Raw genomic sequence first — 21,723 nt, 5'->3', positions numbered from 1 at the left:
CCGCGCATGCGTGATCAAGCCGATGCCGCCGATATGCGCATCTATCGAAGCATCTTCGACGGTGTGCTGAGCCGGCGTCTCGCGCCCGGCACCAAGCTGCCCGAGCCGGAACTGTGCGAGCTCTTCGGCGTGGGCCGCGCAGTGGTCCGGCGCGCGCTCGAAAAGCTCGCGTACGACGGCATCGTGGTGTTGCGGCCCAACAAGGGCGCGGTGATCGCACAACCGACGCGCGAGGAAACGCGCGAGGTGTTCGAAGCGCGCCGCTCGGTGGAACGCGCGCTCGTCGAACTCGCGGCGGAGCGCGCGAGCAGCGCGGATATTGCCGCCTTGCGCGAGCAACTCAACCAAGAACACGAAGCGATGCACCGCTTCGATCAACCGTCATGGGCGCGCCTCGCGAGCGAGTTTCATCTGCGCATCGCGGCGCTCGCGGGCAATGCCATCCTGCTGCAGTATCTGAACGAACTCGTCTCGCGCTGCTCGCTTATCGTTGGCGTCTATGAACCGGCGGGCAACGCGCCATGCGAGCACGACGAGCACACCGCCATTCTCGATTGCCTCGAACGACGCGACGCAAAAGGCGCGGCGGCGCATATGAGCGCGCATCTGCAGGGACTCGAAGCGCGTATAGAAACCACACGGATGCCAGGCACCAAGAGCCTTGCGCATCTGCTCGGCATTGAAAAGGTGCAATGACATGGAAATCGACTTCGAGGCCATCACCGAATACCAGCGCTACAAGCTGATGGCGAGCCTCATCGTGCCACGGCCCATTGCGCTCGTGACCACGCTCGGTGCGGATGGCACCGTGAATGCCGCGCCTTTCTCGATGTTCAACATGCTCGGCGAAGAACCGCCCATCGTGATGATCAGCATCAACCGGCTCGCGGATGGCACGTTGAAAGACACAGCCGCGAACGTGCCGCGCGAGAAGGAATTCGTCGTCCATCTCGCCGATGAAGCAATCGCCGAGCAGATGCATCGCTGCGGCGAACGCTTCGCCGCCGATGTCAGCGAACTCGACGCGGTTGGTTTCACCGCGCTGCCGTCGCTGCGCGTGAAGCCGCCGCGCATCGCCGAGGCGCCCGTCGCGTTCGAATGCGTGCTGTGGGAAACGCTGGAAACCGCAAGCCGGCACATCTTCATCGGCAAGGTATTGATGCTGCACGCACGCGACGAGCTCATCGACCTCGACACCTGGCGCGTGCGCTTACAGCATTACTTTCCGGTCGGGCGCTTCGGCGCAAGCGATTACGTGACGACCCGCGACCGCTTCGAGTTGTAACATGGAGCCCGTCAAGGCTCGCGACCGCCATCATGCCCTCCACCGTTCGTAATTCGCTGCTATGGGTTTTCGAGCCGCTCGAGAGCGATGACACGTTCATTCAAAAGCGCATGTTCGGTTCCGACGCCGCGTATATCGATGGACTGATGTGTCTCGTGGCCGCCGACCGCGACAAGCCATGGAATGGCGTGCTCGTATGCACCTCGCAAGAGCATCATGCAGCGCTCATCGAAGAGATTCCGACTTTGCAGCCACATCCCGTGCTAGGAAAATGGCTCTACGTGCCGCAGGACGATCCGGCGTTCGAAGACACGGCGCGTCGGCTCGCGGAACTCGTACTCGCTCGCGATCCGCGCATCGGCGTCGTGCCGGGTGCGCGCAAACGGCGCAAACCAGCGAAGCGCAGCGCGCTTGCACGGACTTGAGCCTGTCCGATAACGCACGGCGAACCAGCGTACACTGAGCGACGGCGCACGATCACGTCCCATGATCGGTCAGCGCCTTTCGCTACCCGTTCTGCCCTCGTACTCATGCCCAAATCAACGCACAGTGGCGCGGCCGTGCCCGCCACCGAAGCGGAACGTCTCTATACGCTGCGAAGCTTCGACGTACTCGATTCGTTGCCCGAACCCGCTTTCGACGACATCGCCACGCTGGCCGCGACGATCTGCCAGTCGCCTATCGCGCTCGTTTCGCTGATCGACCGCGACCGGCAATGGTTCAAGGCGTGCATCGGTCTCGGCGCACGCGAGACCCCACGCGATCAGGCGTTCTGCGCGCATGCCATTCTGGAACCCACCTCGCTGCTGGTGATCGAGGACGCGACGCTCGATCCGCGTTTCAGGGACAACCCGCTCGTGCTCGGCGAGCCGCATATCCGCTTTTATGCGGGCGCGCCTATCGTCACGGACGACGGTCACGCGCTCGGCACCGTCTGCGTGATCGACCGCGAGCCGCGTGCCTTGAGTCAGGAACAATGCACGGCGCTCGAATCGCTCGCGCGTCAGGCTGCCATCATGCTGAAGCTGCGGCGCATGGGCATTCAGCGCGGCGAGGAGAAACGCGAACTGCAGCGCAAGATCACCGACGCACTCGCCGATGACGACGCCGCGCACGAAACGTTCAAGCAGAATCAGCGCGTGGGTTCGGTCGGGCAGTTGACGGGCGGCATTGCGCACGACTTCAACAATCTCCTGCAGACCATCAGCACGTGTCTGCAACTCGTCGAGCATCGCGCGCACGACGCGGATCAGGTGCGCCGTTGGAGCGCCAACGGTCTGCAGGCGGTCACGCATGGCGCGGCGCTCATCAGGCAATTGCTGACGTTTTCCCGGCAGGAATCGGTCGAACTGGAGTCGCTGTGCGTCACGCGTTCGGTGCACGGCATGAAGGAACTGCTGGCGCGCGTGCTCGGGCCCGAAACCCAGCTCGCGTTTCAGCTTCGCTCCGAAGGCGTTCGCGTGCTGACCAACGCGACGCAACTCGAAGCGGCGCTGCTCAATCTCGTCATCAACGCACGGGACGCAATGCAAGGACGCGGGCGAATAGAAGTCGCCACACGTGTCTTCGAAGCCGAGGGCGACCCCGATCTCGCGAATGGCAATTACGTGGAGCTGCGCGTGTCGGATACCGGCCCCGGCATGCCGCCCGAAGTCGCCCGGCGCGCGTTCGAGCCTTTCTTCTCGACCAAGCCCGAAGGCAAGGGCACGGGGCTCGGGCTTTCGCAGGTGTATGGCGTGGCGCTCAAGGCGGGCGGGATCGCGCGTATCGGCACGGAACCGGGCGCGGGCACGACCGTCTCGCTGTATCTGCGAACGGCCGTTCAGGAAGCGGGCGATGCTGACGGCGAATGCGAATCGGCGAGCCCAGTCGCGCTGCGAAGGCGCGTGCGCATCATTCTGGTCGATGACGAAGCCAACGTGCGCGAAGCGTTGTCCGAACTGCTGCGCGACGCGAACTACGATGTCGAAGCGGTGAGCGGCGGCATTGCGGCGCTGCAGGCGATCGATCGTTCGCCGCCCGATGTCGTTGTGACCGATCAGGCCATGCAGGGCTTGAACGGCGGCTTGCTCGCGCGCATTCTCGCGGAAACGCATCCGCGTCTGCCGGTGATGTTCATGACCGGCTACGACGATATCGATGCCGTCAAGGCGACGCTGCCCGAGGACGCCATCGTATTGCGCAAGCCCGTCTTACTCGATGAATTCGCGCAGGGCGTGCAGACGTTGCTGGGCGACTAGCGCTGTGGCTCGTTGCGCGGCCAGCTGCAAGAAAACGACTGAGCGTTTCCGCAGTGCAGGGAAACAAGGTAAGGACTGATGGAGGGATAGTTCGCCGGTTTCCCAGTCGCTCGTGTATGGATTTTCCTGACGGTATCGATTGCAATCCACAGGTGGCTTGCGCGCGCGAGCTTTCGTCGAGTTTAACGAAATACCGCTAAACGTGCGCCGGAAGCGTGCAAATTCCGTGGCAGTCCCGCAAAAAACAACGCCATTGTTGTTTTAACGAGCGCTGATGTTTTCCCCAAGTTACACTCCGCTTCGCAGTCTCTACAGTGCTCACCGCGCATGCGGCGAAGGCCTCGCCGCCGCGCATTTCCAAGCCTTTCTTCTCTGCGAGTTCCTGATGAAAATGTCTCTCAAGAAAGCTGTTGCCCTGTTGGCGGTCGCCGCTATCTTCGCACCGAGCGTGTCGTTCGCCGAAGCGCAATATCCGAACAACAAGCCGCGGCCTGCTTACAAGAAGCACAGCCACAAGCATCACGCAAAGAAGGCCGCCGCAGCATCGCAGTAAGCAGGATCATGAATGCCGGGCGCGGCATTCAGCGGACTTCATGCTCGCCGATTGCCGCGCTCAACCTGCATCGCCTGAACTGATCACCGTCTGCATGCTCTTCAGAAGCGTGCGCAGATATCGCAGTAACCCCACCGTATCGCCAAATTCCATGAAGCCGGGCTTTTCTCCGTCGCTGAAAAGCCGTGCGCCGTCGAGCGCTTCGTCGATGATGATTCCGCCATACGCCGCGTGCGGACGATAAACGCCCGTCTCCACATGCAAGGTATTGGCATTGACGGCGGCATCGCGGATACGCATCAGAAACTGCACTTCGGGCGTGCGCGAACCGGACAGGCGATGCGCATCGAAAAAATCGGCGACGGCGAGAATCGCGTTCGTCGACGGCACGCGAAGCGCGAAAGCCATGCGATCGGCGGGATTGTCGAGTGACGGAAGCGACGGCGGCGGATCGTCCGGCGCGCGCTTGGCAGGCATGCCGTCTTCGCTATGCGTGTGCGCTTCGGGATGCGCGTGGCGCATCGTCAGGAGCCGCTCCACGCCGCTGAAATCGGGCGCAGGACCGCCGTTCTCGATCCATCCGCTCAATAGCGCCGCGTGGATATAGAGCGATTGCAACTGGGCGTCGATAAACGCGACACCCATGCGGCAGACATCGGGGGACTGATTCTCGGGCATGTCGTCTCCTGTGAGGCGGAGTCAGCGCAAGCGCGCTGACTCCGGTCCTTCTTCGAATAGCACGAAAGATCGCAATATTCGCACCCGCAAGAGGCGACATCGGCGGCGCGATGCGAACGCGCCGTCATCGATAGCACTTAGAAAATATTGCGAAGCCCGATGGAAACGCCCGTTTGATTCGAGCGTCCCGGCAGTTCCACGAAGCCCGCGCCCGTTACCTTGTTGAAGTCCACCGTGCCGTAAACTTCGGTGCGCTTGGACAACGCGTATTCCGCGACCGCCACGCCCGTATAGCGATTGCCGCTGCCGACTTCTCCACCGCCGATCGCCGCATTCTTCATGTGGTCGTAGTAGAACGCGCCGGTGAGCAAGAGCGCGGGCGTCACTTGATAGGTGATGCCGGCGAAGGGACCATCGTCGCGACGACCCGAGCCTTTGAGGATATCCACGCCCGATACGAGATCGCGTTGCGACAGCGTGCTATCGACGAAACCGGTGTCATCCGTCGAATGCAGATAGCCGACGTAGAGCTTTGCCTGACCGATGGTATAGACCGCGTTGGCGTTCCAGATCTTCTGCTTGTTGCTGGCGTTGTCGCTGTTTTGCTGGTAGCCGCCGCCGATGGCAAGCGGCCCCACGGCATACGAAGCCGTGAAGCCGTACATGTTGCCCGCGCCCATGTGACCCGGCACCTGGCCCGAGAAGCCGCCCGCGCCCGTCGACGTGTAGTTGGTGCCGAACGAGTACATCGCCGCGACCGTCAGGCCCGCGAACGTGCCGTTGTACTTCACCGCGTTATCCGCATAGAGACCGGCGCCGAGCGCGACCGGCAACCACGCATTCTCGAAGTAGTTACCGACCGTGAGCGGGTCGTAGGTATCGCCCAGCATGTCGAAAAGCGGCGTCTTCTGGCGGCCGAGCGTGAGCGTGCCGTACTGGTTCGACAGACCGACATACGCCGCGCGATTGAACTCGCGCTGGCTATCCGAGTACTGGCCGTTCTGCAATTCCACGCCGCTTTCCAAACGGAAAATCGCCTTGAGACCGCCGCCGAGATCTTCAGTGCCTTTCAAGCCGATCCGGCTATTGGTGATTGCGCCGTTGGTCATGAACACCTTGCCGTCGTTGTTGGCATTGGCGTTGGTGAGATAGCGCACGCCGACGTCGGCGACGCCGTACAGCGTGACCGAGCTTTGCGCGAATGCGGTGTGACAGGCGAGTGCAATGGCCGTGATGCCAAGGGCGGATACGGCACGCGATGTGATCGTCTTCATGGATGTCGTGAGCTGGATGCTTTGATCGATGTTGTATGTCGCGCTTTGCCGATGGCTCTCGTGAAGCCGATCGAAAAAAGCACGCGGACTTTTATCACATCGAATATCGCAGCGGACACGATGGGGCAAGTCATCGCAAAAAGGTGTGGTGTTTTGCGCAACTGACGCGCGTTGTTTAGTCGATCACGTGACACTGGCGTTTTTGTAAAGATACGTTATATCATCTCACCGCCTGCGGTGGATGCCGTTCCTTACGCCTCCGTACGCTCATCGGATGCAACGTTATATCATTTCGACAGGAGCAATAAAATCTTGCACCATACGCCTTTCGCTCATCCAGCGCCGCGCAAACAGCGCCTCTTGCCACTCGGCATGCTGCTGGTCACCGCCGTGGCACGCGGCCAGACGGCCGCCGGCAACGTAAAGGACACCGCGCTCACGCCGGTATTCGTCACGGCGAATCCGCTTGGATCGAACCAGTTGATGTCGCCATCCAGCGCGCTCGACGGCGACGCCCTCGCTCTGCGACGCGGCGATTCGCTCGGCGAGACGCTCAACGGTCTGCCCGGCGTCTCCACGACGACTTACGGTCCGATGGTCGGCCGGCCGATCATCCGTGGCATGGACGGCGACCGCATCCGCATATTGCAAAACGGCGTCGCGGCCTTCGATGCATCGTCGCTCTCGTACGATCACGCCGTCCCGCAAGATCCGCTTTCAGTGGAGCGCGTCGAGATCGTGCGCGGACCGGCGGCGCTGCTATACGGCGGCAACGCGATAGGCGGCGTGGTGAACACCATCGACAACCGCATTCCGCGCGAGCCGATCAAAGGCGTCTCCGGTCAGGCCGATGCCAGCTATGGCGGCGCCAACGATGCGCGCGCGGGCGCGGCGCTCGTGGAAGGCGGCAACGGACAGTTCGCGTTTCACGTCGATGCCTTCGACCGCGAAACCAGCAAGGAGCGCGTCCCCGGCTTTACGCACTCGGATCGCCAGCGCGAGCTCGACGGACCGGACGCGCAAGAGCCCTACGGCAGCATCCCGAATAGCGACGGGCGCTGGCACGGCGGCGCGGTCGGCACGTCCTACACCTGGGCCGACGGATATGCGGGTGTGAGCTACAACGGCTACGAAGCGAACTACGGATCGGTCGCCGAAGACGATGTGCGTCTGCGCATGCATCAGGATCACGTGACGGCGGCATCGGAGATACGCAATCTGCAAGGACCGTTCAGCCAGCTCAAGTTCAACTTCGGCTATACCGATTACGAACACAAGGAGATCGACGACGGCGAAACCGGCACGACCTTTCGTAACCACGGCTACGAGGCGCGCATCGAGGCGCGTCACAAGAAGATCGGTCCGTTCGATGGCGCCATCGGCGTGCAGTTGAGTCAAAACACATTTTCCGCGCTCGGCGACGAAGCGCTCGTGCCGACATCGCAGACGACGAGCGCCGCGCTCTTCGGACTCGAGGAATGGGCCGTCAACGACGCGCTCACGCTCAGCGTCGGGGCACGCTACGAGCATGTGAAGATCGACCCGACGGCGGGCGGCAACGAGAAATTCGCATCGGCGATGTCGCGTGATTTCAACGCGGGAAGCGTGTCCGCGGGCGCGTTGTTCAAGCTGAATCCGATCTGGTCGGTGGTCGGCAATCTCGCCTACACGGAGCGCGCGCCGACTTACTACGAACTCTTCGCCAACGGTCCGCACGATGCCACCGGTCAGTACCTGATCGGCAATCAGGACGCGCAGAAGGAAAAGGCCGTGTCCACCGACTTGTCCTTGCGCTTCGCGAGCGGCCCCAACAAAGGCAGCGCGGGCGTGTTCTACAGCCGCTTTCGCAACTATCTGACCGAGTTCAACACGGGCCGTCTCGTCAACGACGACGACACGCCCGTGGCGCCGGGCACCGACGACGCGCTCGACGAAGCGGTTTATCGCGGCGTGCGCGCGGAGTTTTACGGCATCGAACTGGATGGCAAATGGCGCGTGCTCGATCAAGGCGCGCATCGGCTCGATGTAGAAGTCGTCGCCGATTACACGCATGCCCGTAATGTCGATACCGGCGAAGCCTTGCCGCGCATCTCGCCGTTGCGCACGACGCTCGCGCTCGACTACGGCTACGGTCCTTACGGCGCGCGCGCGGAAATGGTTCACGCGTGGGCGCAGCATCGCGTGCCGGAGAACGATCTGCCGACGGGAAGCTACACGACGCTCGGGCTCACGCTCACGTACAAGTTCCGCGTCGGACCAACGGATTGGCTCGCTTACGTGCGCGGACAGAACCTGACGAATCAGGAAGTGCGTTACGCGAGTTCGGTCGTAAGGGACATCGCGCCTGAAGGCGGTCGCAGCGTGATGATCGGATTACGCACGGCGTTTTGATGGATGCGAGGCGTGGGCGATGCTTCATTCATCCACGAACCTCGCGTCGCTCAAGCAAGATGAGCGCGCCATATACGATGCCTGCGGCAAGACTCGTGCATCCGCTAAAGCTCACGAGTCCGAGCGCCCAGCCTTCGCCGCCGACGAGGTATCGAAGCGCGAGCACGAGGCCGCACCATCCGGCGGTGCGAAACGCGCGCGACTGACCGCGTGACAACTCGCGTCCGAAGAGGGTCTCTTGATGCCGCTCCATTGCCAGCGCAAGAAACGCGAATGACACGACGCAGACCAGCAAGGCGATTCCCTGCGTCACGTGCTTTCCTCCTCGGTTTCCTTCATCGGCACCTTGCGCTCGTCGACGGTTCTCGCGGGCTTCACGCGCGGCGTGTGACGTGCTGTGCGTATCGCCAATGCGGCATGCAACGCGGCGAACGCCCACATCATCAGATCGAATCCGGCGAACACCCAATCGCCTTCCGCGACACTGCGCCAGAACGGCCTTTGCGTCGTGAAGGCATTGAGCATCGGCAAGAGCGCGAGCAAGGCAGCCGCAAGCCAAAGCAGTTCCATCCACGCGCGCTTCGCGGGCCGCGCGAACACCCACGGCAACGTTGCCGCCCAGATGGCGAAGAACAGGTTGATCTCCGCTTCGGCGCGGTCGTGCATCGACACGGGCAATAGTCGATTCGCCCACAGATATCCGGTCATGGCGATGGAAAGTCCCGCAATGCTCGCGATATTCAGCCGCTCGACGAGCCAGAAGCCGAAGTACGGCCGCGTCGGATCGAGCAGCTTTTGACGGCGTTTGACCGTCCACATGACGAGGCCAGTGCCGACCATCGCCGTGCCCGCGAGACTGACGATGAAATACAGCCAGCGCAGTTGCAGACCGCTGAAGCGCCCGAGATGCAACGCATAGAGCACACCGCGCGTTTCGGCGGCTGCGCCCACGCTGTCCTTCACGTCGATGAGTTTGCCCGTCACGCCATCGAAGAGAAGATACTGCGGACTCATCGATACACGCACCGCATCGCCACGCGATACGGCCACGCGTGCCGCGCCGTCGCCCGGATTCGTGATCGTCACTCGTCCCGCATTTTCCCGGCCCCAGCGCGCTTCGGCTTCGCGCACCATCGGAGCGATGGGCGCGAGCGGAACCTTCGTTCCATCGGGCTTGCCCGGTTGAATGAATGCGCTCAGTTGCGCCGTCATCTGCTGGCGTTCCGCGGGCGTCTTGAATGCGGCCGATGCGCCGAACGGCATGTACATCGCCATCAACGTAACGAGACCGGTGTAGGTGATCATCAAGTGGAACGGCAGGCCGAACACCGACAGCGCATTGTGCGCGTCGAGCCATGAGCGTTGTCCCTTGCCCCATCGAAACGTAAAGAAGTCGATGAAAATCTTTTTGTGCGTGATGACGCCGCTCACGATTGCGACCAGCATGAACATCGCGCAGAAGCCTGCAATCCAGCGTCCCCACAGCGCGGGCATGTAGTAAAACTGGAAATGAAAGCGGTAGAAGAAGTCACCGCCGAGCGTCTCGCGCGTAGTCACTTTCTGGCCGGTTGCAGGATCGAGGCTCGCTTCCGAAAACGTGCGCCGGCCCTGCGCCGCGCCCGGCGTGCGCCAGAACGATCCCATCACGCTGCTGCGATCGTTCGGCAAGTCGAAGCTCCATTGCGAGCTTCCCGCAGCGATGGTGCCGAGCGTCGCGGCGACGCGTTCGGCAGCGGATGCCGCGTCGGGCAAGACCTTTTGATGCGCGACTTCCGGGCGCATCCACTGCGAGATCTCGTCCTTGAAGTAACTGACCGTGCCGGTGAGAAACATGGCATAGAGAATCCACCCGACGAGCAGACCGGACCATGTATGCAGGTCCGACATGCTCTGGCGGATGCCGCGCGGTTTGACGTCTGCCTTCATACCGACCACGCTGCGATCAGGAGCGGTATCGATAAGATAAGGCATCCGAACCATGCGCGCGTTGCGCTCCGCACCGCGAAGACCCAGATCACCGCGCATACGTAGACGACGAAACTTGCCAGCATGCCGGTGAGCACCGCTTGTGGCTTGCTCATCGGCAGCGCGAGCGCGGCGACGCTCGTCAGGGCGGCAAGCGTGTAACCGCCCAACATCGCGCAGACGATGCGCGATACGAGCGGCCCCACGCGGGCAATTCGGTTCGTAATCAAACCAGTCATTGGCTGGCGAATCCTTTAGTTCATGAGTGCGCTGTGTCCCGTCGCGGACACGCGCCGTGTGACCGACGCCGAAGGCATCGAAACAGATGGCCGAGCAGGAGTTGCAAGCGCGATGCTCACGTAAGCCAACGGCGTGATCGATTCAGGCTAAATGATAACCATTATTAATAACAGTTGCTGAACGAGGCTGTCAAGGAGAGGTCCTATCACGCTGGAGGACCGTGAGTCTGATCCCTTCGGGAGCGAAACCTGCTCGCCGCGATACCGAGCCATCTTTCACGGCATGAGTACTCAAGGAGACAAAGAAAATGTCCGCATTCGACCGTCGTAATTTTCTCAGGACCAGCGCAGCGGGTGCCTTGGCATCGGCTACCGTCAGTCCGGCCGCGTTCGCTCAATCTAACGCGGCTTCGGCTTCAACACCTGCGCCCGCAAGCGCACCCAACGCCCGCCCGCCGAAAGTCACACGCATACTTGCGGAGTTCATCTGCAAGACGAGCTATCAAGATTTGCCCGCGCCAGCACGCAAGGAAGGCGTGCGCACGCTCATGAACTGGGTCGGCGTCGCGGTGGGCGGCTCGCACGATGAAACCGTCAGTCGCGCCGTCGCCGCGCTCACGCCATTCTGAGGTCCGCCACAAGCCAATCTGCTGGGCCGCGCCGAGCGCTTCGACATCATGAACGCGGCGTTTATCAATGGCGTCAGCAGTCATATCTTCGATTACGACGACACGCATCTCAAGACGATCATTCACCCAGCGGGTCCCGTGGCATCCGCGATCCTCGCGTTCTCGCAATACCAACCGGTGTCGGGCAAGGACTTCCTCAACGCACTCGTGCTGGGTGTCGAAACCGAACTGCGCATTGGCAATGCCGTGTATCCCAACCACTACGATGTCGGCTGGCACATCACCGGAACATGCGGCGTATTCGGCTCGGCCGCCGCGACCGGCAAGCTCATGGGACTGAGCGTTCAGCAAATGGTATGGGCGCTGGGACTTGCAGCGTCGCAACCGGTAGGACTGCGCGAGTCATTCGGCTCGATGAACAAGAGCTTCAATCCGGGGCGTGCCGCCGCGAACGGCATCTTCGCGGCCTTGCTGGCGGCAAGGGATTACACGAGTTCTGACGGCATGATCGAAGCCAAGCGCGGATGGGCGAACACCATCAGCACGAAGCAGGATTACCGCGAGATTACCGAAGGTCTGGGATCGCATTACGAATCGACCTTGAATACGTACAAGCCGTTTGCATGCGGCATCGTCATTCATCCGGCAATAGACGCTGCAATTCAGCTTCGCAACGAAAACAAGCTGCAAGCGGATCAAATAGAACGTATCGATCTTCGCGTGCATCCTCTCGTCATTGAGTTGACGGGGAAGAAGACGCCGCAGATCGGGCTCGAAGGCAAGTTCAGCATCTATCATGCGGTAGCGATTGCGATCATCGACGGCGCGGCCGGTGAGAAGCAGTTCAGCGATGCGAAGGTGCGCGACCCGAACACCATCGCGTTGCGCGACAAGGTGAATGCGATCATCGATCCCGCGATAAAACCGGAACAGGTCGACATGACGATCGTGCTGAAGGACGGCCGCAAGCTGCACAAGTATATTCAGCACGCTATCGGCAGTACCGAAGTGCCGATGACTGATCAGCAATTGGAGAAGAAGTTCTCCGATCTCGCCGATGGGATTCTCTCGCCCGAGCAAACTCGCGCGTTGATGGATAAATGCTGGCAGGTCGAGCAATTAGGGAACGCGGGCGATATTGCGTTGGCGGCGCTTCCACGTTGAATCGTGCATACCGACTCAGCCAAGCAGATTCTCCAAACCGATACCTCATCAACCGACCTGACCGACTGCCCTTCAGTCCACGCAGTTTCGAACTCTGTGCGTCGCATTGTCCCCGGATGGTTGCTGGCAATAGCGGCACCGCTTAACGAAGGCAAGGTGGTGCCAGCACGGAGTCGTCATGTAGCGAAGGGTTGTCACTGGTGTGGTCGAACATCGCTCGTCGAGTTTTTCGGAGCATGCGCGGCAGATCGCGCAATGGCTCATCGACTAAATGCGAAGCGAACTGGCAAGCGCGTGGCCCTTGCTTGACTCGCTTGGGCAATCCGTCGATAAACCGCAGCATCAACCGCCAGGCTAAACTCAACCCGCCAACCCATGCGCCGGCTGCTTCGGCAAGCGCACGCGAAAGATCGCGAACTTGCCTTCGCGCGGGTAAGGATTGGAGAAGTTGTTCAACTCATGCAAATGCGAATCCGCGATATACAAGTAGCCGTTTTGAATAGCAAAGCCATCTGCCCATGAAAGCTGCGGATGCTTGCCCACCAGCGTCTTCTGCACGAGCCCAGGCTTGCCATGCTTCTCGACGACATCGAAGCCCACCACGGTCCTGTTCTCCAGATCGCCACCGTATAGCACGCCAGCTGGACTCATGATGAGACCGCCGGTCAACGCGCCGTCGCCGAGAAACTGCACCTTCTTCGATAGGGCGTCAGCAGAAAGCGACGTATCGATAAGCGCCTTGGTCGGCACTCGCCAATAGTGGTGATCCGTGAGCGGCCGGTAATAAAGCCATTCGCGATCGGGCGAAAGCGCAATGCCATCGGTCTGTAAGACGAGGACGCTGCCATCGCCCTTGCGCGCAATCTGATCGCGGAACATGAGATGCTGCTGCGGGTCCGACACGCTCGACTTGTCGCCCGCGAGCACGAGACGCGACTCGCCAGTTGCAAGGTTCGTCACTGCCACGCCGCCCTGATTTGCAGCATTGCTCAAAAACACGTAGCCGTGTTTCAGATCGACGCGAATGTCGTTGAGCGAGTCCTTCGGCGTCACCACACTGCCATAGTCGAACCGACGCACGATCTTCTTCGTAGCCAGATCGAACTCGATCAGCTTCGGTGGCTGACGTGTCTGATCGACCGATGTCAGCGACGAGTCGAGCGCCCACAGATGGTCCTGTTCATCGACCCATAGCGCCTGCACCGAGATCCACTGATGCGAACCATCTTCATCCGGTTTGAAAACATTCCAGCTTTCGTCGGGAAACGGCGTGAGCGCGCCGGTCTTCGTATCGACTTCGACCATGCTGTAACGCGATCGCTTCGCCGAAGCCGGCGCCGTGGCGAACACACGCCCCTCCTTCGATACGCCGATTCCCACGAGACGAAAATCATCGTCGAAAGTTGCCACGGTTTCCAGACGAGGCGCGTTTTTTGCACCTGCAGCAAATGCCGTCTGCGTCGCTGCACCCACACTCATCGTGCCGAGCAAACCCGCGCCGATGGAAGCAAGCACGCGTCGCCGCATGTTCGATTGTCGTGATTCATCGTTGTGCATCAAGTCTCCTTCGCATGGCTTGGACTGTTTCCGTGGCGCGTTGAAAGCGAGTAACCCGTGTTCAACACATACACCGATGCCGCAAGTTTGGAACCAGCCCGCAGCAGCGGTGTCGCACCAGTATTCAAGCGGTTCGCGTCGTTCGGCAATCCTGCACCATTCGAGGGACGCGCGCCGTTTCATCAATCGATACGCTCATCGAAAGGAGCCCGCATGTCACGTTTGACGATCGCTTTCGCTTTTCTTTTCACGTTGCTGACAGGATGTAGCGCCATTCGAACGCATGAAGCCCGCAACACCGACGGCGCGCTCATCGGCTCCAATGTGCTCGATCTGGTGCAGTCCGTCGGCATTCCCGACAAGACCATGAAGCTCGTGGATCGCAATAGCCCAAGCGACCGTATGGAAGTGCAGTGGAATTTTTCCAACTCCGATGCGGCGCTCGACTTGAACGCGCTCGTGCTGGATTTGAAGGTGGGTGGGGCTGGCAAGTGCAGCATGACCGCGACCGTCAATCGTTGGGGCGGTCAGGTCACGGGCGTGAACTTCCCACAAGCGCATAGCGACAGTGTCGGTTCGGATTACGGCGCATGCGAACCGCTCGTGGCTGAAGCGCTCACGCACAATCCGCACACGCCTATCGATCCGACCTGGGACGCTTTCTCGCTCGTCGGCGCAGCCAAGTAAGCGCGCCCTTCGTTTCCTTACTGCGCCTCGGCGACGATCTTGCGGATGGCCTCCTCGAACGCTTCCACGGGCTGGCCACCGCTCACGAGATATTGTCGATCGAAGATGATCGCGGGCACCGAATTGATGCCGAGTTGCTGGAACTCGCGTTCCTCGTCTCGGACTTCGTTCGCATACGCACCGCTCGTCAACACTTCACGCGCGGCGTCGCCGTCGAGCCCGACGGCCTTGGCGGCTTCGATCAATACATCTCGATTGCTCGGGTTTTTACCATCGGAATGATACGCACGCAGGAGTTCGAGCTTGAGCGGCACTTGCTTGCCTTCGATACGCGCCCAATGCAGCAACCGATGCGCATCGAATGTGTTGTACACCCGATCGCGCTGACCAAAGGTAAAGCCGGCGCTCGCGCCACGCTCGCGGATCATCGCTTGCGCTTCCTTTATTTGCTCGGGCGTGCGGCCGTACTTCCTGCCCAGGTAATCGACAATACGCTCGCCTTCCGGACCCATGTCCGGGTTCAGTTCGAACGGATGCAGCGTGATGGTTGCATCGACGGTATCGCCTAGGCGTTCCAGCGCGCGTTGCAATGACGAAAGACCAACGGCGCACCACGGGCACGCGATGTCGGAAACGAAGTCGATTTGCAGGGGACGAGACATGATTTTGCAGCCATGAGTTGAGTCGAGACATCAAGCCTAGCTCAAAACTCGAAGGCTGGCTAACTCCGCCCCATGCACGCCGTACTCACGAAGCGCCAGTGCGCTTCAACCGCGCGCGCGGCCTTGCCTCTCGCTCCAGATAACCCAGACATAGCGACTCGAGTTGACGCGGCAGGGCCCGCAACATGGCGCGCGGTGCTCCGCCTTCGACCATCAAGCGCGTGGGTCCAACCATCGCCGCTGCGAGCATGAAGGCAGTGGTATTGAGATCGTCGAAGATGGCGTCCGACGCTGTCGCAAGCATGGCAACGAGCGTAGCGCGGCTTCGGCGTTCCGCGCCTTGCGCAAGCTCCCGCACATCGAGTTCGGCCGCGACCGCATACAGCGCGCGCGCTTCATCTATGCGTGCGGTCTTTGCTCGTACGAATGCCTCCACGACTGTAGACACCATGGTCGCCAGCGACTCGCCATGCACCGACTCCGCCGCCTGCTGGAGCACGTCGCCTACTCTGCCGAGATGCCGCTCCAGCACCGCGAACAACAACGCCTGCTTGTGCGGAAAGTATTGATACAAGGTGCCGATGGACACACCGGCCCTCTCGGCCACTCGAATGGTGGTGAGCCGCTGCAAACCATCGGCCAGCAAAACCTGAATAGTGGCGTCGAAGATTGCATCGACGGTGGCCTGCGAACGCGCCTGGCGCGGCAGCTTGCGGGGCTTCAACGCGGTCTTGTTGTCGCTCGACATATGCGAATGCACAATCTGAAGGATTATTCGTATTATAGACGAGCAGTTTCAAGAATCCATTTCGCATCGACGGATGCAAGGAGCATTGCAATGACCGACGCAAACCGCGCTGGCCTCTATCAACTCGGCGAATCGTCCGTGCCGCGCATGGGTTACGGCGCCATGCAACTCGCAGGGCCGCATGTGTTCGGCCCGCCCAAGGACCACGACGAAGCCATCGCCGTGCTGCGTGAAGCGATCGACAGCGGCATCACGCATCTCGACACGAGCGACTTTTACGGCCCGCACGTGACCAATCGACTGATTCGTGAAGCGCTCTATCCGTATCGCGACGATCTCGTGATCGTCACCAAGGTGGGGGCCAAACGCGGCGACGACGCATCGTGGAATCTCGCGCGGTCTCCCGCCGAACTCGAATCTGCCGTGCACGACAATCTGCGCAATCTCGGCCTCGACGTGCTGGACGTCGTGAACATGCGCGTCATGTTCGACATAGCCGGTCCCGCTGAAGGCGATATCGAGGAACAGGTTACGACGCTTGCGGAATTGCAGCGCAAGGGCCTCATCCGGCATATCGGCCTGAGCAACGTCACGGCGAAGCAACTCGCGCAAGGACAGAGCATCACGCCTATTGTCTGCGTGCAGAACCAGTACAACCTCGCGCATCGCGGCGACGACGCCATGATCGATCATCTTGCGCAGCAAGGCATAGCGTATGTGCCGTTTTTTCCGCTCGGCGGCTTCTCGCCCTTGCAATCCGACATTTTGAATCGCGTCGCGCAACAAGTGAACGCCACCACCATGCAAGTAGCGCTTGCATGGCTTCTGCAACGCTCGCAAAACATCCTGCTCATTCCGGGTACGTCATCACGCGCGCATTTGCGGCAGAACATCGAAAGTGCGGGCCTCGAATTGTCGCAGGAAGTGATCGAGGAACTGAACGGCATCGGGGCTGCCGCGAAATAAGCCTTACGGAGTCGGATCGGAAACACGCCGGAGTACGCCGAATCGTCAATGTGAAGTAAGAGGTGCGAAAGCGCTTCGACTTCGACGCGCAACACGCGAGTGTTGTAATCCGCGTCGAGGAGAAGCCTTTGCGCCTCATCAAACAAAATCACATCGACCCCCGGAGTTCCTTCATGTTTCGTCGAGCCATCATGGTCGCAACATCGGCCGCGATCGCCGCCTTCGGCCTCTACGCCTGCGGCAGCGATCACGACAACAACGCTCAACAGAGCGCGCAAAACAAGCTCGTCACCGCCACGCCCATCAAGCACGTAGTCGTGATCTTCAACGAGAACGTCTCGTTCGATCACTACTTCGCAACCTACCCGAACGCCGCCAACCCCGCAGGCGAGCCCGCCTTCACGGCGGCCGCCGGCACGCCGACGGTCAATGGCCTCACTGGCACGCTGCTCACGGCCAACCCGAACTTCGTCAACACGCTGAACGGCGCGGCTGCCGCCAACCCGTTCCGCCTCGATCGCACGCAAGCCGCAACCGCCGACCAGAACCACGCTTACACCGCGGAACAACAAGCCTATAACAACGGTGCAGCCGATCTCTTCCCGAAATACACGGGTAAGGGTTCGAGCGGCGGCGCGGGTGCATTCGGCACGGCAGGCCAAGTCATGGGCTATTACGACGGCAACACGGTCGCCGCGTTGTGGAACTACGCGCAAAACTTCGCGATGAGCGACAACGCGTACACCGACACCTACGGCCCGTCCACGCCCGGCGCGCTCGAAGTCGTCTCCGGCCAGAACAACGGCATGCAGATCGTGAAGACGAGCAAGCCCGTGTTCAACCTGACGACGGCATCGGGCTCGTACTATGTCGCCGACGGTCAAGGCGGCTTCTCGATGATCAACGACGTCGATCCCGCCAACGACGTCTGTTCGAGCACGACGGATCAGGCGTTGATGACCTCGAAGAACATCGGCGACTTGCTCAATGCGAAGAGCATCACGTGGGGCGGCTTCATGGGCGGTTTCAATCTCGCCACCGTGAACAGCGACGGCTCGACCGGTTGCAAGCGCGCGACCTTCTCGAACGTGGTCAATGCATCCACGGCCGACTACGTTGCACATCACAACTGGTTCCAGTACTACGCGTCGACGGCGAATCCGCAGCATTTGCGTCCGAGTTCGACGGCGGCCATCGGTTCGTCGCTGGAGGCGGATGGCAAGACCGCCGAGCCCGCGAATCACGAATACGATAGCGACGACTTCTTCGCTGCGGTGAAGGCCGGCAACTACCCTTCGGTGAGCTTCATCAAGGCGCCCGCGTTCCAGGACGGCCATGCGGGCTATTCCGATCCGCTCGACGAGCAGGCTTTCACGTCGAAGATCGTGAACTTCCTGCAGCAACAGCCGGACTGGAACACGACGGCCGTGATCGTTGCATGGGATGACTCGGATGGCTGGTACGACCACGCTTATGCGGTACCGACTTCATCGTCGTTCGATCCGCAAGCCGACCAGTTGAACGGTGCGGGCAAATGCGGCTCGGGCGCGGCGCCCGTCGGCGTGAACGGCGGCGCGGTGAATGGCCGCTGCGGTCCGGGCACGCGCATTCCGTTTCTCGTGATCTCGCCTTGGGCGAAGGTGAATTACGTCGATCACACGGCGATCTCGCAGGCTTCGGTGGTGCGCTTCATCGAAGACAACTGGCTTGGTTCGACGCGTCTCGGCAGCGGTTCGTTCGACGCCACGGCCGGCAGCATCATGGGCATGTTCGACTTCTCGGGCAAGGGCAACAACCCGAAGGTCTTCGTCGATCAGTCGCTCGGTTCGCCGGTCGCATCGGTGCCCGCAATCTGAAGGTGGCGCATGGCGTGCGCGTTCAATGCGCGCCATCGCCACTCGTATCGTGTCGCCGCTCGCCGGCGACATCGCGTTTTTCCGAACTCATCCGCACATGTCCGCTACTGTCGAACCCCCCTTCGGTCGTTCCCTTCACAAGCCGCCGCTCAGGCGTCATGCGTTACGCGGCGTTGCTGCCCTCGTGATCGCCGCAGGCGCGTTCGGTGCGTTTGCGTTGATGTATCCATCACATGTGCCTGCGGCCGTCGGCGAGATCGTGGAAAACCTGACCGGCGCGAATCCCGCGCCGGTTGTCTTGCAGCGTCCGCCGGCCGTGCAACTGAGTGCGGTCGCGCAACTCGGCAAGAACATCTTCTTCGACAAGACGCTTTCCGCATCCGGCAAGCAGTCGTGCGCGTCATGCCATGACCCGGCCCATTCGTTCGGGCCATCCAATGATCTGTCCGTGCAGGAAGGCGGACCGCATTTGAGCTTGCAGGGTTATCGGCCGCCGCCTTCGCTCATGTATCTGTATCGGCAACCGAACTTCAGCATTGGTCCCGATGCAGGCGATGCCGACGCCCCGCCCGATCTCGCGCAACTCGCCGATCAGGCCAAAAGCACGCAACGCGCCACGAAGAACGCAGGCGTGGCGCCCGCCGCACCCGCGCTGGTTCCACAAGGCGGCCTCTTCTGGGACGGCCGCGCGGATACCTTGCAGGCACAGGCATCCGGTCCCATGCTGAACCCGGTCGAGATGGCGAACACGAGTCTCGACGAAGTGTCCGGCAAGCTCGCGCATACGGCCTACAAGGGCGAATTCGAAAAGCTCTTCGGCCCGCGCATCTTCGATACGCGCGGCCTGGCCGTGTCGGAAGCCATGTTCGCGGTGGCGCGTTATCAGGTTGAGGAACAGGCGTTTCATCCTTATACGAGCAAGTACGACTACTGGCTCGAAGGCAAGACGCGCCTCACGCAAGCGGAGTTGCACGGCCTGCACCTCTTCAACGATCCCGCCAAGGCCAATTGCGCGGGATGCCATTTGTCGAAGCCTGGCGGCGATGGCCTGCCGCCCATGTTCACGGATTATCAGTACGAGTCGCTTGGCGTGCCGCGCAACGACAAGCTCGCGACCAATCACGATCCGAAGTTCTTCGACATGGGCGTATGCGGACCTTTCCGTGACGATCTGCGCGACCAGACGCAGTATTGCGGCATGTTCCTCACGCCAACGCTGCGCAACGTCGCTACGCGCCACGCGTTCTTTCACAACGGCATCTATCATTCGCTCGACGACGTGATGGCCTTCTACAACGAGCGCAATACCGCGCCGCAAAAGTTCTATTCGAAAGACGCGAAGGGCGCGGTGCGTAAGTACGACGATCTGCCGCCGCGGTATCACGCGAATATCGATGACAAGGACGCGCCGTTCGACCGCAAGTTCGGCGACAAGCCCGCGATGACGGACGCGGATATTCGCGACATCGTCGCGTTCCTGCAGACGTTGAACGACGGCTACAAGCCCTGAGCTTTGCGATGGCTTCATCGCCTCGTGATGAAGGCGATTTGCGCTGAAAACCCACGCGAGCGCTGGACACGTCGCCGTGCCTCGTCCGGTGAACGGCTTCAATGCCGCTTAGAAAACCTTCCCTTCGGTCAAATGCGTGGTCACGCCGTTCAATTCGTAGTCGCCGATCACGCGTGCCTTGTGCAGCAGCGGATTGTGGCTGAAGATGGTCCGCAGATTGCGCCAGTGCCGGTCGAAGTTGTGCGCCCGCGAAGTCGCCGATGCACCGCCCGCCTCGAACATCCGCTCGCCTGCAAACAGCGCGAGCTTGCTGACCACGATCTGCGTGCGTGCCGTCGCAAGCGCGCCTTCGAGCACGAGCGCCTCGGCATTCGCAACGCCATTGCGAATGGCTTGCGCGGAACGCTCCAGCTCGCGCGCGTTTTCGCGCACCAGTGCATCGATGCTGTGACTATGCGCACTCAGTTCGCCGATCACCTGCTGAATGAACGCATCCTCGCGCGCGGTGGGCGCGGTGCTGTGCATCACCGGCCGGCCATGCTTCAGCACATAACGCTTTGCATCCGCGACGATATTGCGCACGATGCCCGCCGCCACCGTCACGAGATGCAACTGACGCAACGCGCCGCCATGACGTCCCGTGAGCGTCGATTGCACGCGCGGCGTGACTTCATCGGCATGCACGAGCAGATTGTCGAACTCGAGACTGCCGCTTGCCGTCATGCGCTGGCCCATGCCGTCCCAGTCGTCGATCACGCGAAAACCCTCACGTTGCACGGGTACGATGGCAACGGCCGCATCGCCGTTTTCGTCCTGCACGTTGAGGCGCGCGTAGTCCGAGAACGCCGTGCCCGTCGAGTAATATTTGCGGCCGCTCAGGCGAAAGTGTTCCCCGTCGCGCTGCAAACGGGTCGTGATCTCGCCGGGACGCGACGTGCCCGCTTCGGTCGAAGCTCCGCCGAAGATCGCGCCATCCACCACGCGCCTGATCTGCAATTCGTTGAACGGCGTGCGGGGCGAGAGCAACAGCGCTTCGGTCTGATCGAAGTGAATACGCAGCGCATGCGCGACATTGCTTTCATGCGCGGCAAGCGTGGCGATCACATGAAACACGTCTTCGAGCGACCCGCCGAGACCGCCCCATTCCACGGGCAAGCGCAGCTTGCCAAGACCCGACTGACGAAACAATGCGAAGCCCTCGAAGGGCAACTCGCGGCGCACCTCGCGTGCGGCCGCATCTTCGCCGATCGCCTCGGCGAGCGCGGGCAGCGCATCGAGCGCGGCCTGGCGCGGGTCCTGTTGTGACATACCTTCTTCCT

The 21,723-nt window shown here is 61.3% G+C and carries 19 protein-coding genes and 1 pseudogene; 11 read left to right on the top strand and 9 right to left on the bottom strand.

What is annotated here, in order from left to right; translation table 11 throughout:
- Positions 1-6 precede the first annotated feature (6 nt).
- From NCR40_RS25090 to NCR40_RS25065, 5 genes are all read left to right on the top strand, one after another.
- Positions 7-696: a GntR family transcriptional regulator gene (locus NCR40_RS25090; RefSeq protein ID WP_250510995.1), complete on the top strand. Its 690-nt coding sequence runs from the start codon at positions 7-9 to the stop codon at positions 694-696.
- A gap of 1 nt (position 697) precedes the next feature.
- Positions 698-1,285, top strand: coding sequence for a flavin reductase family protein (locus NCR40_RS25085; RefSeq protein ID WP_244830878.1), 588 nt, complete (start codon positions 698-700; stop codon positions 1,283-1,285).
- Between the two features lie 32 nt (positions 1,286-1,317).
- Positions 1,318-1,710, top strand: coding sequence for a hypothetical protein (locus NCR40_RS25080; RefSeq protein WP_250510994.1), 393 nt, complete (start codon positions 1,318-1,320; stop codon positions 1,708-1,710).
- Positions 1,711-1,815: 105 nt separating this feature from the next.
- The gene (locus NCR40_RS31365; protein WP_284507854.1) at positions 1,816-3,525 is read left to right on the top strand and encodes an ATP-binding protein; all 1,710 of its coding nucleotides are present in this window, start codon (positions 1,816-1,818) and stop codon (positions 3,523-3,525) included.
- Positions 3,526-3,910: 385 nt separating this feature from the next.
- Positions 3,911-4,078 carry a hypothetical protein gene (locus tag NCR40_RS25065; protein WP_250469264.1) on the top strand — a complete coding sequence of 56 codons (168 nt, stop codon included), beginning with the start codon at positions 3,911-3,913 and terminating at the stop codon, positions 4,076-4,078.
- A 60-nt stretch (positions 4,079-4,138) separates the two neighbouring features.
- On the opposite strand, the gene NCR40_RS25060 is transcribed toward NCR40_RS25065, so the two are convergent.
- The gene (locus NCR40_RS25060; protein WP_250510993.1) at positions 4,139-4,756 is read right to left on the bottom strand and encodes a hypothetical protein; all 618 of its coding nucleotides are present in this window, start codon (positions 4,754-4,756) and stop codon (positions 4,139-4,141) included.
- Between the two features lie 137 nt (positions 4,757-4,893).
- Positions 4,894-6,030, bottom strand: coding sequence for a porin (locus NCR40_RS25055; protein WP_244830882.1), 1,137 nt, complete (start codon positions 6,028-6,030; stop codon positions 4,894-4,896).
- A gap of 372 nt (positions 6,031-6,402) precedes the next feature.
- Here NCR40_RS25055 and NCR40_RS25050 point away from each other — a divergent pair, with 372 nt between their 5' ends.
- Positions 6,403-8,421, top strand: a complete 2,019-nt coding sequence (locus NCR40_RS25050) for a TonB-dependent receptor (protein ID WP_250511107.1) — start codon at positions 6,403-6,405, stop codon at positions 8,419-8,421.
- Between the two features lie 28 nt (positions 8,422-8,449).
- Here NCR40_RS25050 and NCR40_RS25045 read toward each other — a convergent pair whose 3' ends face one another.
- From NCR40_RS25045 to NCR40_RS25035, 3 genes are read right to left on the bottom strand one after another with little or no spacing between them, the layout of a single operon-like run.
- The gene (locus tag NCR40_RS25045) at positions 8,450-8,734 is read right to left on the bottom strand and encodes a DUF3325 domain-containing protein (protein WP_244830883.1); all 285 of its coding nucleotides are present in this window, start codon (positions 8,732-8,734) and stop codon (positions 8,450-8,452) included.
- Positions 8,731-10,347, bottom strand: coding sequence for a PepSY-associated TM helix domain-containing protein (locus tag NCR40_RS25040; RefSeq protein ID WP_250510992.1), 1,617 nt, complete (start codon positions 10,345-10,347; stop codon positions 8,731-8,733). The genes NCR40_RS25045 and NCR40_RS25040 overlap by 4 nt, the downstream gene beginning before the upstream one ends.
- Positions 10,344-10,625, bottom strand: coding sequence for a DUF3649 domain-containing protein (locus NCR40_RS25035; RefSeq protein ID WP_250510991.1), 282 nt, complete (start codon positions 10,623-10,625; stop codon positions 10,344-10,346). The genes NCR40_RS25040 and NCR40_RS25035 overlap by 4 nt, the downstream gene beginning before the upstream one ends.
- Before the next feature lie 308 nt (positions 10,626-10,933).
- Between NCR40_RS25035 and NCR40_RS31650 the strand changes: the two are divergent.
- Positions 10,934-12,418: pseudogene (locus NCR40_RS31650) on the top strand (MmgE/PrpD family protein).
- A 360-nt stretch (positions 12,419-12,778) separates the two neighbouring features.
- Here the strand turns inward: NCR40_RS31650 and NCR40_RS25020 are convergent.
- Complete coding sequence (locus NCR40_RS25020) at positions 12,779-13,975, bottom strand: L-dopachrome tautomerase-related protein (RefSeq protein ID WP_250510988.1); 1,197 nt, start codon at positions 13,973-13,975, stop codon at positions 12,779-12,781.
- 213 nt (positions 13,976-14,188) lie between these two features.
- Between NCR40_RS25020 and NCR40_RS25015 the strand changes: the two genes are divergently transcribed.
- Positions 14,189-14,662 carry a hypothetical protein gene (locus NCR40_RS25015; RefSeq protein WP_244830887.1) on the top strand — a complete coding sequence of 158 codons (474 nt, stop codon included), beginning with the start codon at positions 14,189-14,191 and terminating at the stop codon, positions 14,660-14,662.
- Between the two features lie 17 nt (positions 14,663-14,679).
- Here NCR40_RS25015 and NCR40_RS25010 read toward each other — a convergent pair whose 3' ends face one another.
- Positions 14,680-15,324, bottom strand: coding sequence for a DsbA family oxidoreductase (locus tag NCR40_RS25010; RefSeq protein WP_250510987.1), 645 nt, complete (start codon positions 15,322-15,324; stop codon positions 14,680-14,682).
- Positions 15,325-15,409: 85 nt separating this feature from the next.
- Complete coding sequence (locus NCR40_RS25005; RefSeq protein WP_250469255.1) at positions 15,410-16,072, bottom strand: TetR/AcrR family transcriptional regulator; 663 nt, start codon at positions 16,070-16,072, stop codon at positions 15,410-15,412.
- A 90-nt stretch (positions 16,073-16,162) separates the two neighbouring features.
- Between NCR40_RS25005 and NCR40_RS25000 the strand changes: the two genes are divergently transcribed.
- The 3 genes from NCR40_RS25000 to NCR40_RS24990 all read left to right on the top strand — a co-directional run bounded on the left by NCR40_RS25000 (position 16,163) and on the right by NCR40_RS24990 (position 20,404).
- Positions 16,163-17,038, top strand: a complete 876-nt coding sequence (locus tag NCR40_RS25000) for an aldo/keto reductase family oxidoreductase (RefSeq protein WP_250510986.1) — start codon at positions 16,163-16,165, stop codon at positions 17,036-17,038.
- Between the two features lie 173 nt (positions 17,039-17,211).
- Positions 17,212-18,894 (top strand): phospholipase C, encoded by a 1,683-nt coding sequence (locus tag NCR40_RS24995; protein WP_250494509.1) that lies wholly within the window; start codon positions 17,212-17,214, stop codon positions 18,892-18,894.
- A gap of 97 nt (positions 18,895-18,991) precedes the next feature.
- A complete protein-coding gene (locus tag NCR40_RS24990; RefSeq protein WP_404989405.1) occupies positions 18,992-20,404 on the top strand; it encodes a cytochrome-c peroxidase in 1,413 nt (470 codons plus the stop codon).
- 108 nt (positions 20,405-20,512) lie between these two features.
- Here the strand turns inward: NCR40_RS24990 and NCR40_RS24985 are convergent, their stop codons facing one another.
- Positions 20,513-21,712, bottom strand: coding sequence for an acyl-CoA dehydrogenase family protein (locus NCR40_RS24985; RefSeq protein WP_250469250.1), 1,200 nt, complete (start codon positions 21,710-21,712; stop codon positions 20,513-20,515).
- Positions 21,713-21,723: the final 11 nt, after the last annotated feature.

It is taken from the genome of Caballeronia sp. GACF4 (assembly GCF_023631025.1).
In the GTDB taxonomy this organism is placed as follows: Bacteria; Pseudomonadota; Gammaproteobacteria; order Burkholderiales; family Burkholderiaceae; genus Caballeronia.
Note: the sequence above shows the minus strand (reverse complement) of the source record. Positions and strands in the feature narration are given on the sequence as shown.

Bases quoted from the DNA above. Each gene is read 5' to 3' on its own strand.
- NCR40_RS25090 (WP_250510995.1), top strand. From the start codon at position 7: ATGCGTGATCAAGCCGATGCCGCCGATATGCGCATCTATCGAAGCATC.
- NCR40_RS25085 (WP_244830878.1), top strand. From the start codon at position 698: ATGGAAATCGACTTCGAGGCCATCACCGAATACCAGCGCTACAAGCTG.
- NCR40_RS25080 (WP_250510994.1), top strand. From the start codon at position 1,318: ATGCCCTCCACCGTTCGTAATTCGCTGCTATGGGTTTTCGAGCCGCTC.
- NCR40_RS31365 (WP_284507854.1), top strand. From the start codon at position 1,816: ATGCCCAAATCAACGCACAGTGGCGCGGCCGTGCCCGCCACCGAAGCG.
- NCR40_RS25065 (WP_250469264.1), top strand. From the start codon at position 3,911: ATGAAAATGTCTCTCAAGAAAGCTGTTGCCCTGTTGGCGGTCGCCGCT.
- NCR40_RS25060 (WP_250510993.1), bottom strand. From the start codon at position 4,756: ATGCCCGAGAATCAGTCCCCCGATGTCTGCCGCATGGGTGTCGCGTTT.
- NCR40_RS25055 (WP_244830882.1), bottom strand. From the start codon at position 6,030: ATGAAGACGATCACATCGCGTGCCGTATCCGCCCTTGGCATCACGGCC.
- NCR40_RS25050 (WP_250511107.1), top strand. From the start codon at position 6,403: ATGCTGCTGGTCACCGCCGTGGCACGCGGCCAGACGGCCGCCGGCAAC.
- NCR40_RS25040 (WP_250510992.1), bottom strand. From the start codon at position 10,347: ATGAAGGCAGACGTCAAACCGCGCGGCATCCGCCAGAGCATGTCGGAC.
- NCR40_RS25035 (WP_250510991.1), bottom strand. From the start codon at position 10,625: ATGACTGGTTTGATTACGAACCGAATTGCCCGCGTGGGGCCGCTCGTA.
- NCR40_RS25020 (WP_250510988.1), bottom strand. From the start codon at position 13,975: ATGCACAACGATGAATCACGACAATCGAACATGCGGCGACGCGTGCTT.
- NCR40_RS25015 (WP_244830887.1), top strand. From the start codon at position 14,189: ATGTCACGTTTGACGATCGCTTTCGCTTTTCTTTTCACGTTGCTGACA.
- NCR40_RS25010 (WP_250510987.1), bottom strand. From the start codon at position 15,324: ATGTCTCGTCCCCTGCAAATCGACTTCGTTTCCGACATCGCGTGCCCG.
- NCR40_RS25005 (WP_250469255.1), bottom strand. From the start codon at position 16,072: ATGTCGAGCGACAACAAGACCGCGTTGAAGCCCCGCAAGCTGCCGCGC.
- NCR40_RS25000 (WP_250510986.1), top strand. From the start codon at position 16,163: ATGACCGACGCAAACCGCGCTGGCCTCTATCAACTCGGCGAATCGTCC.
- NCR40_RS24995 (WP_250494509.1), top strand. From the start codon at position 17,212: ATGTTTCGTCGAGCCATCATGGTCGCAACATCGGCCGCGATCGCCGCC.
- NCR40_RS24990 (WP_404989405.1), top strand. From the start codon at position 18,992: ATGTCCGCTACTGTCGAACCCCCCTTCGGTCGTTCCCTTCACAAGCCG.
- NCR40_RS24985 (WP_250469250.1), bottom strand. From the start codon at position 21,712: ATGTCACAACAGGACCCGCGCCAGGCCGCGCTCGATGCGCTGCCCGCG.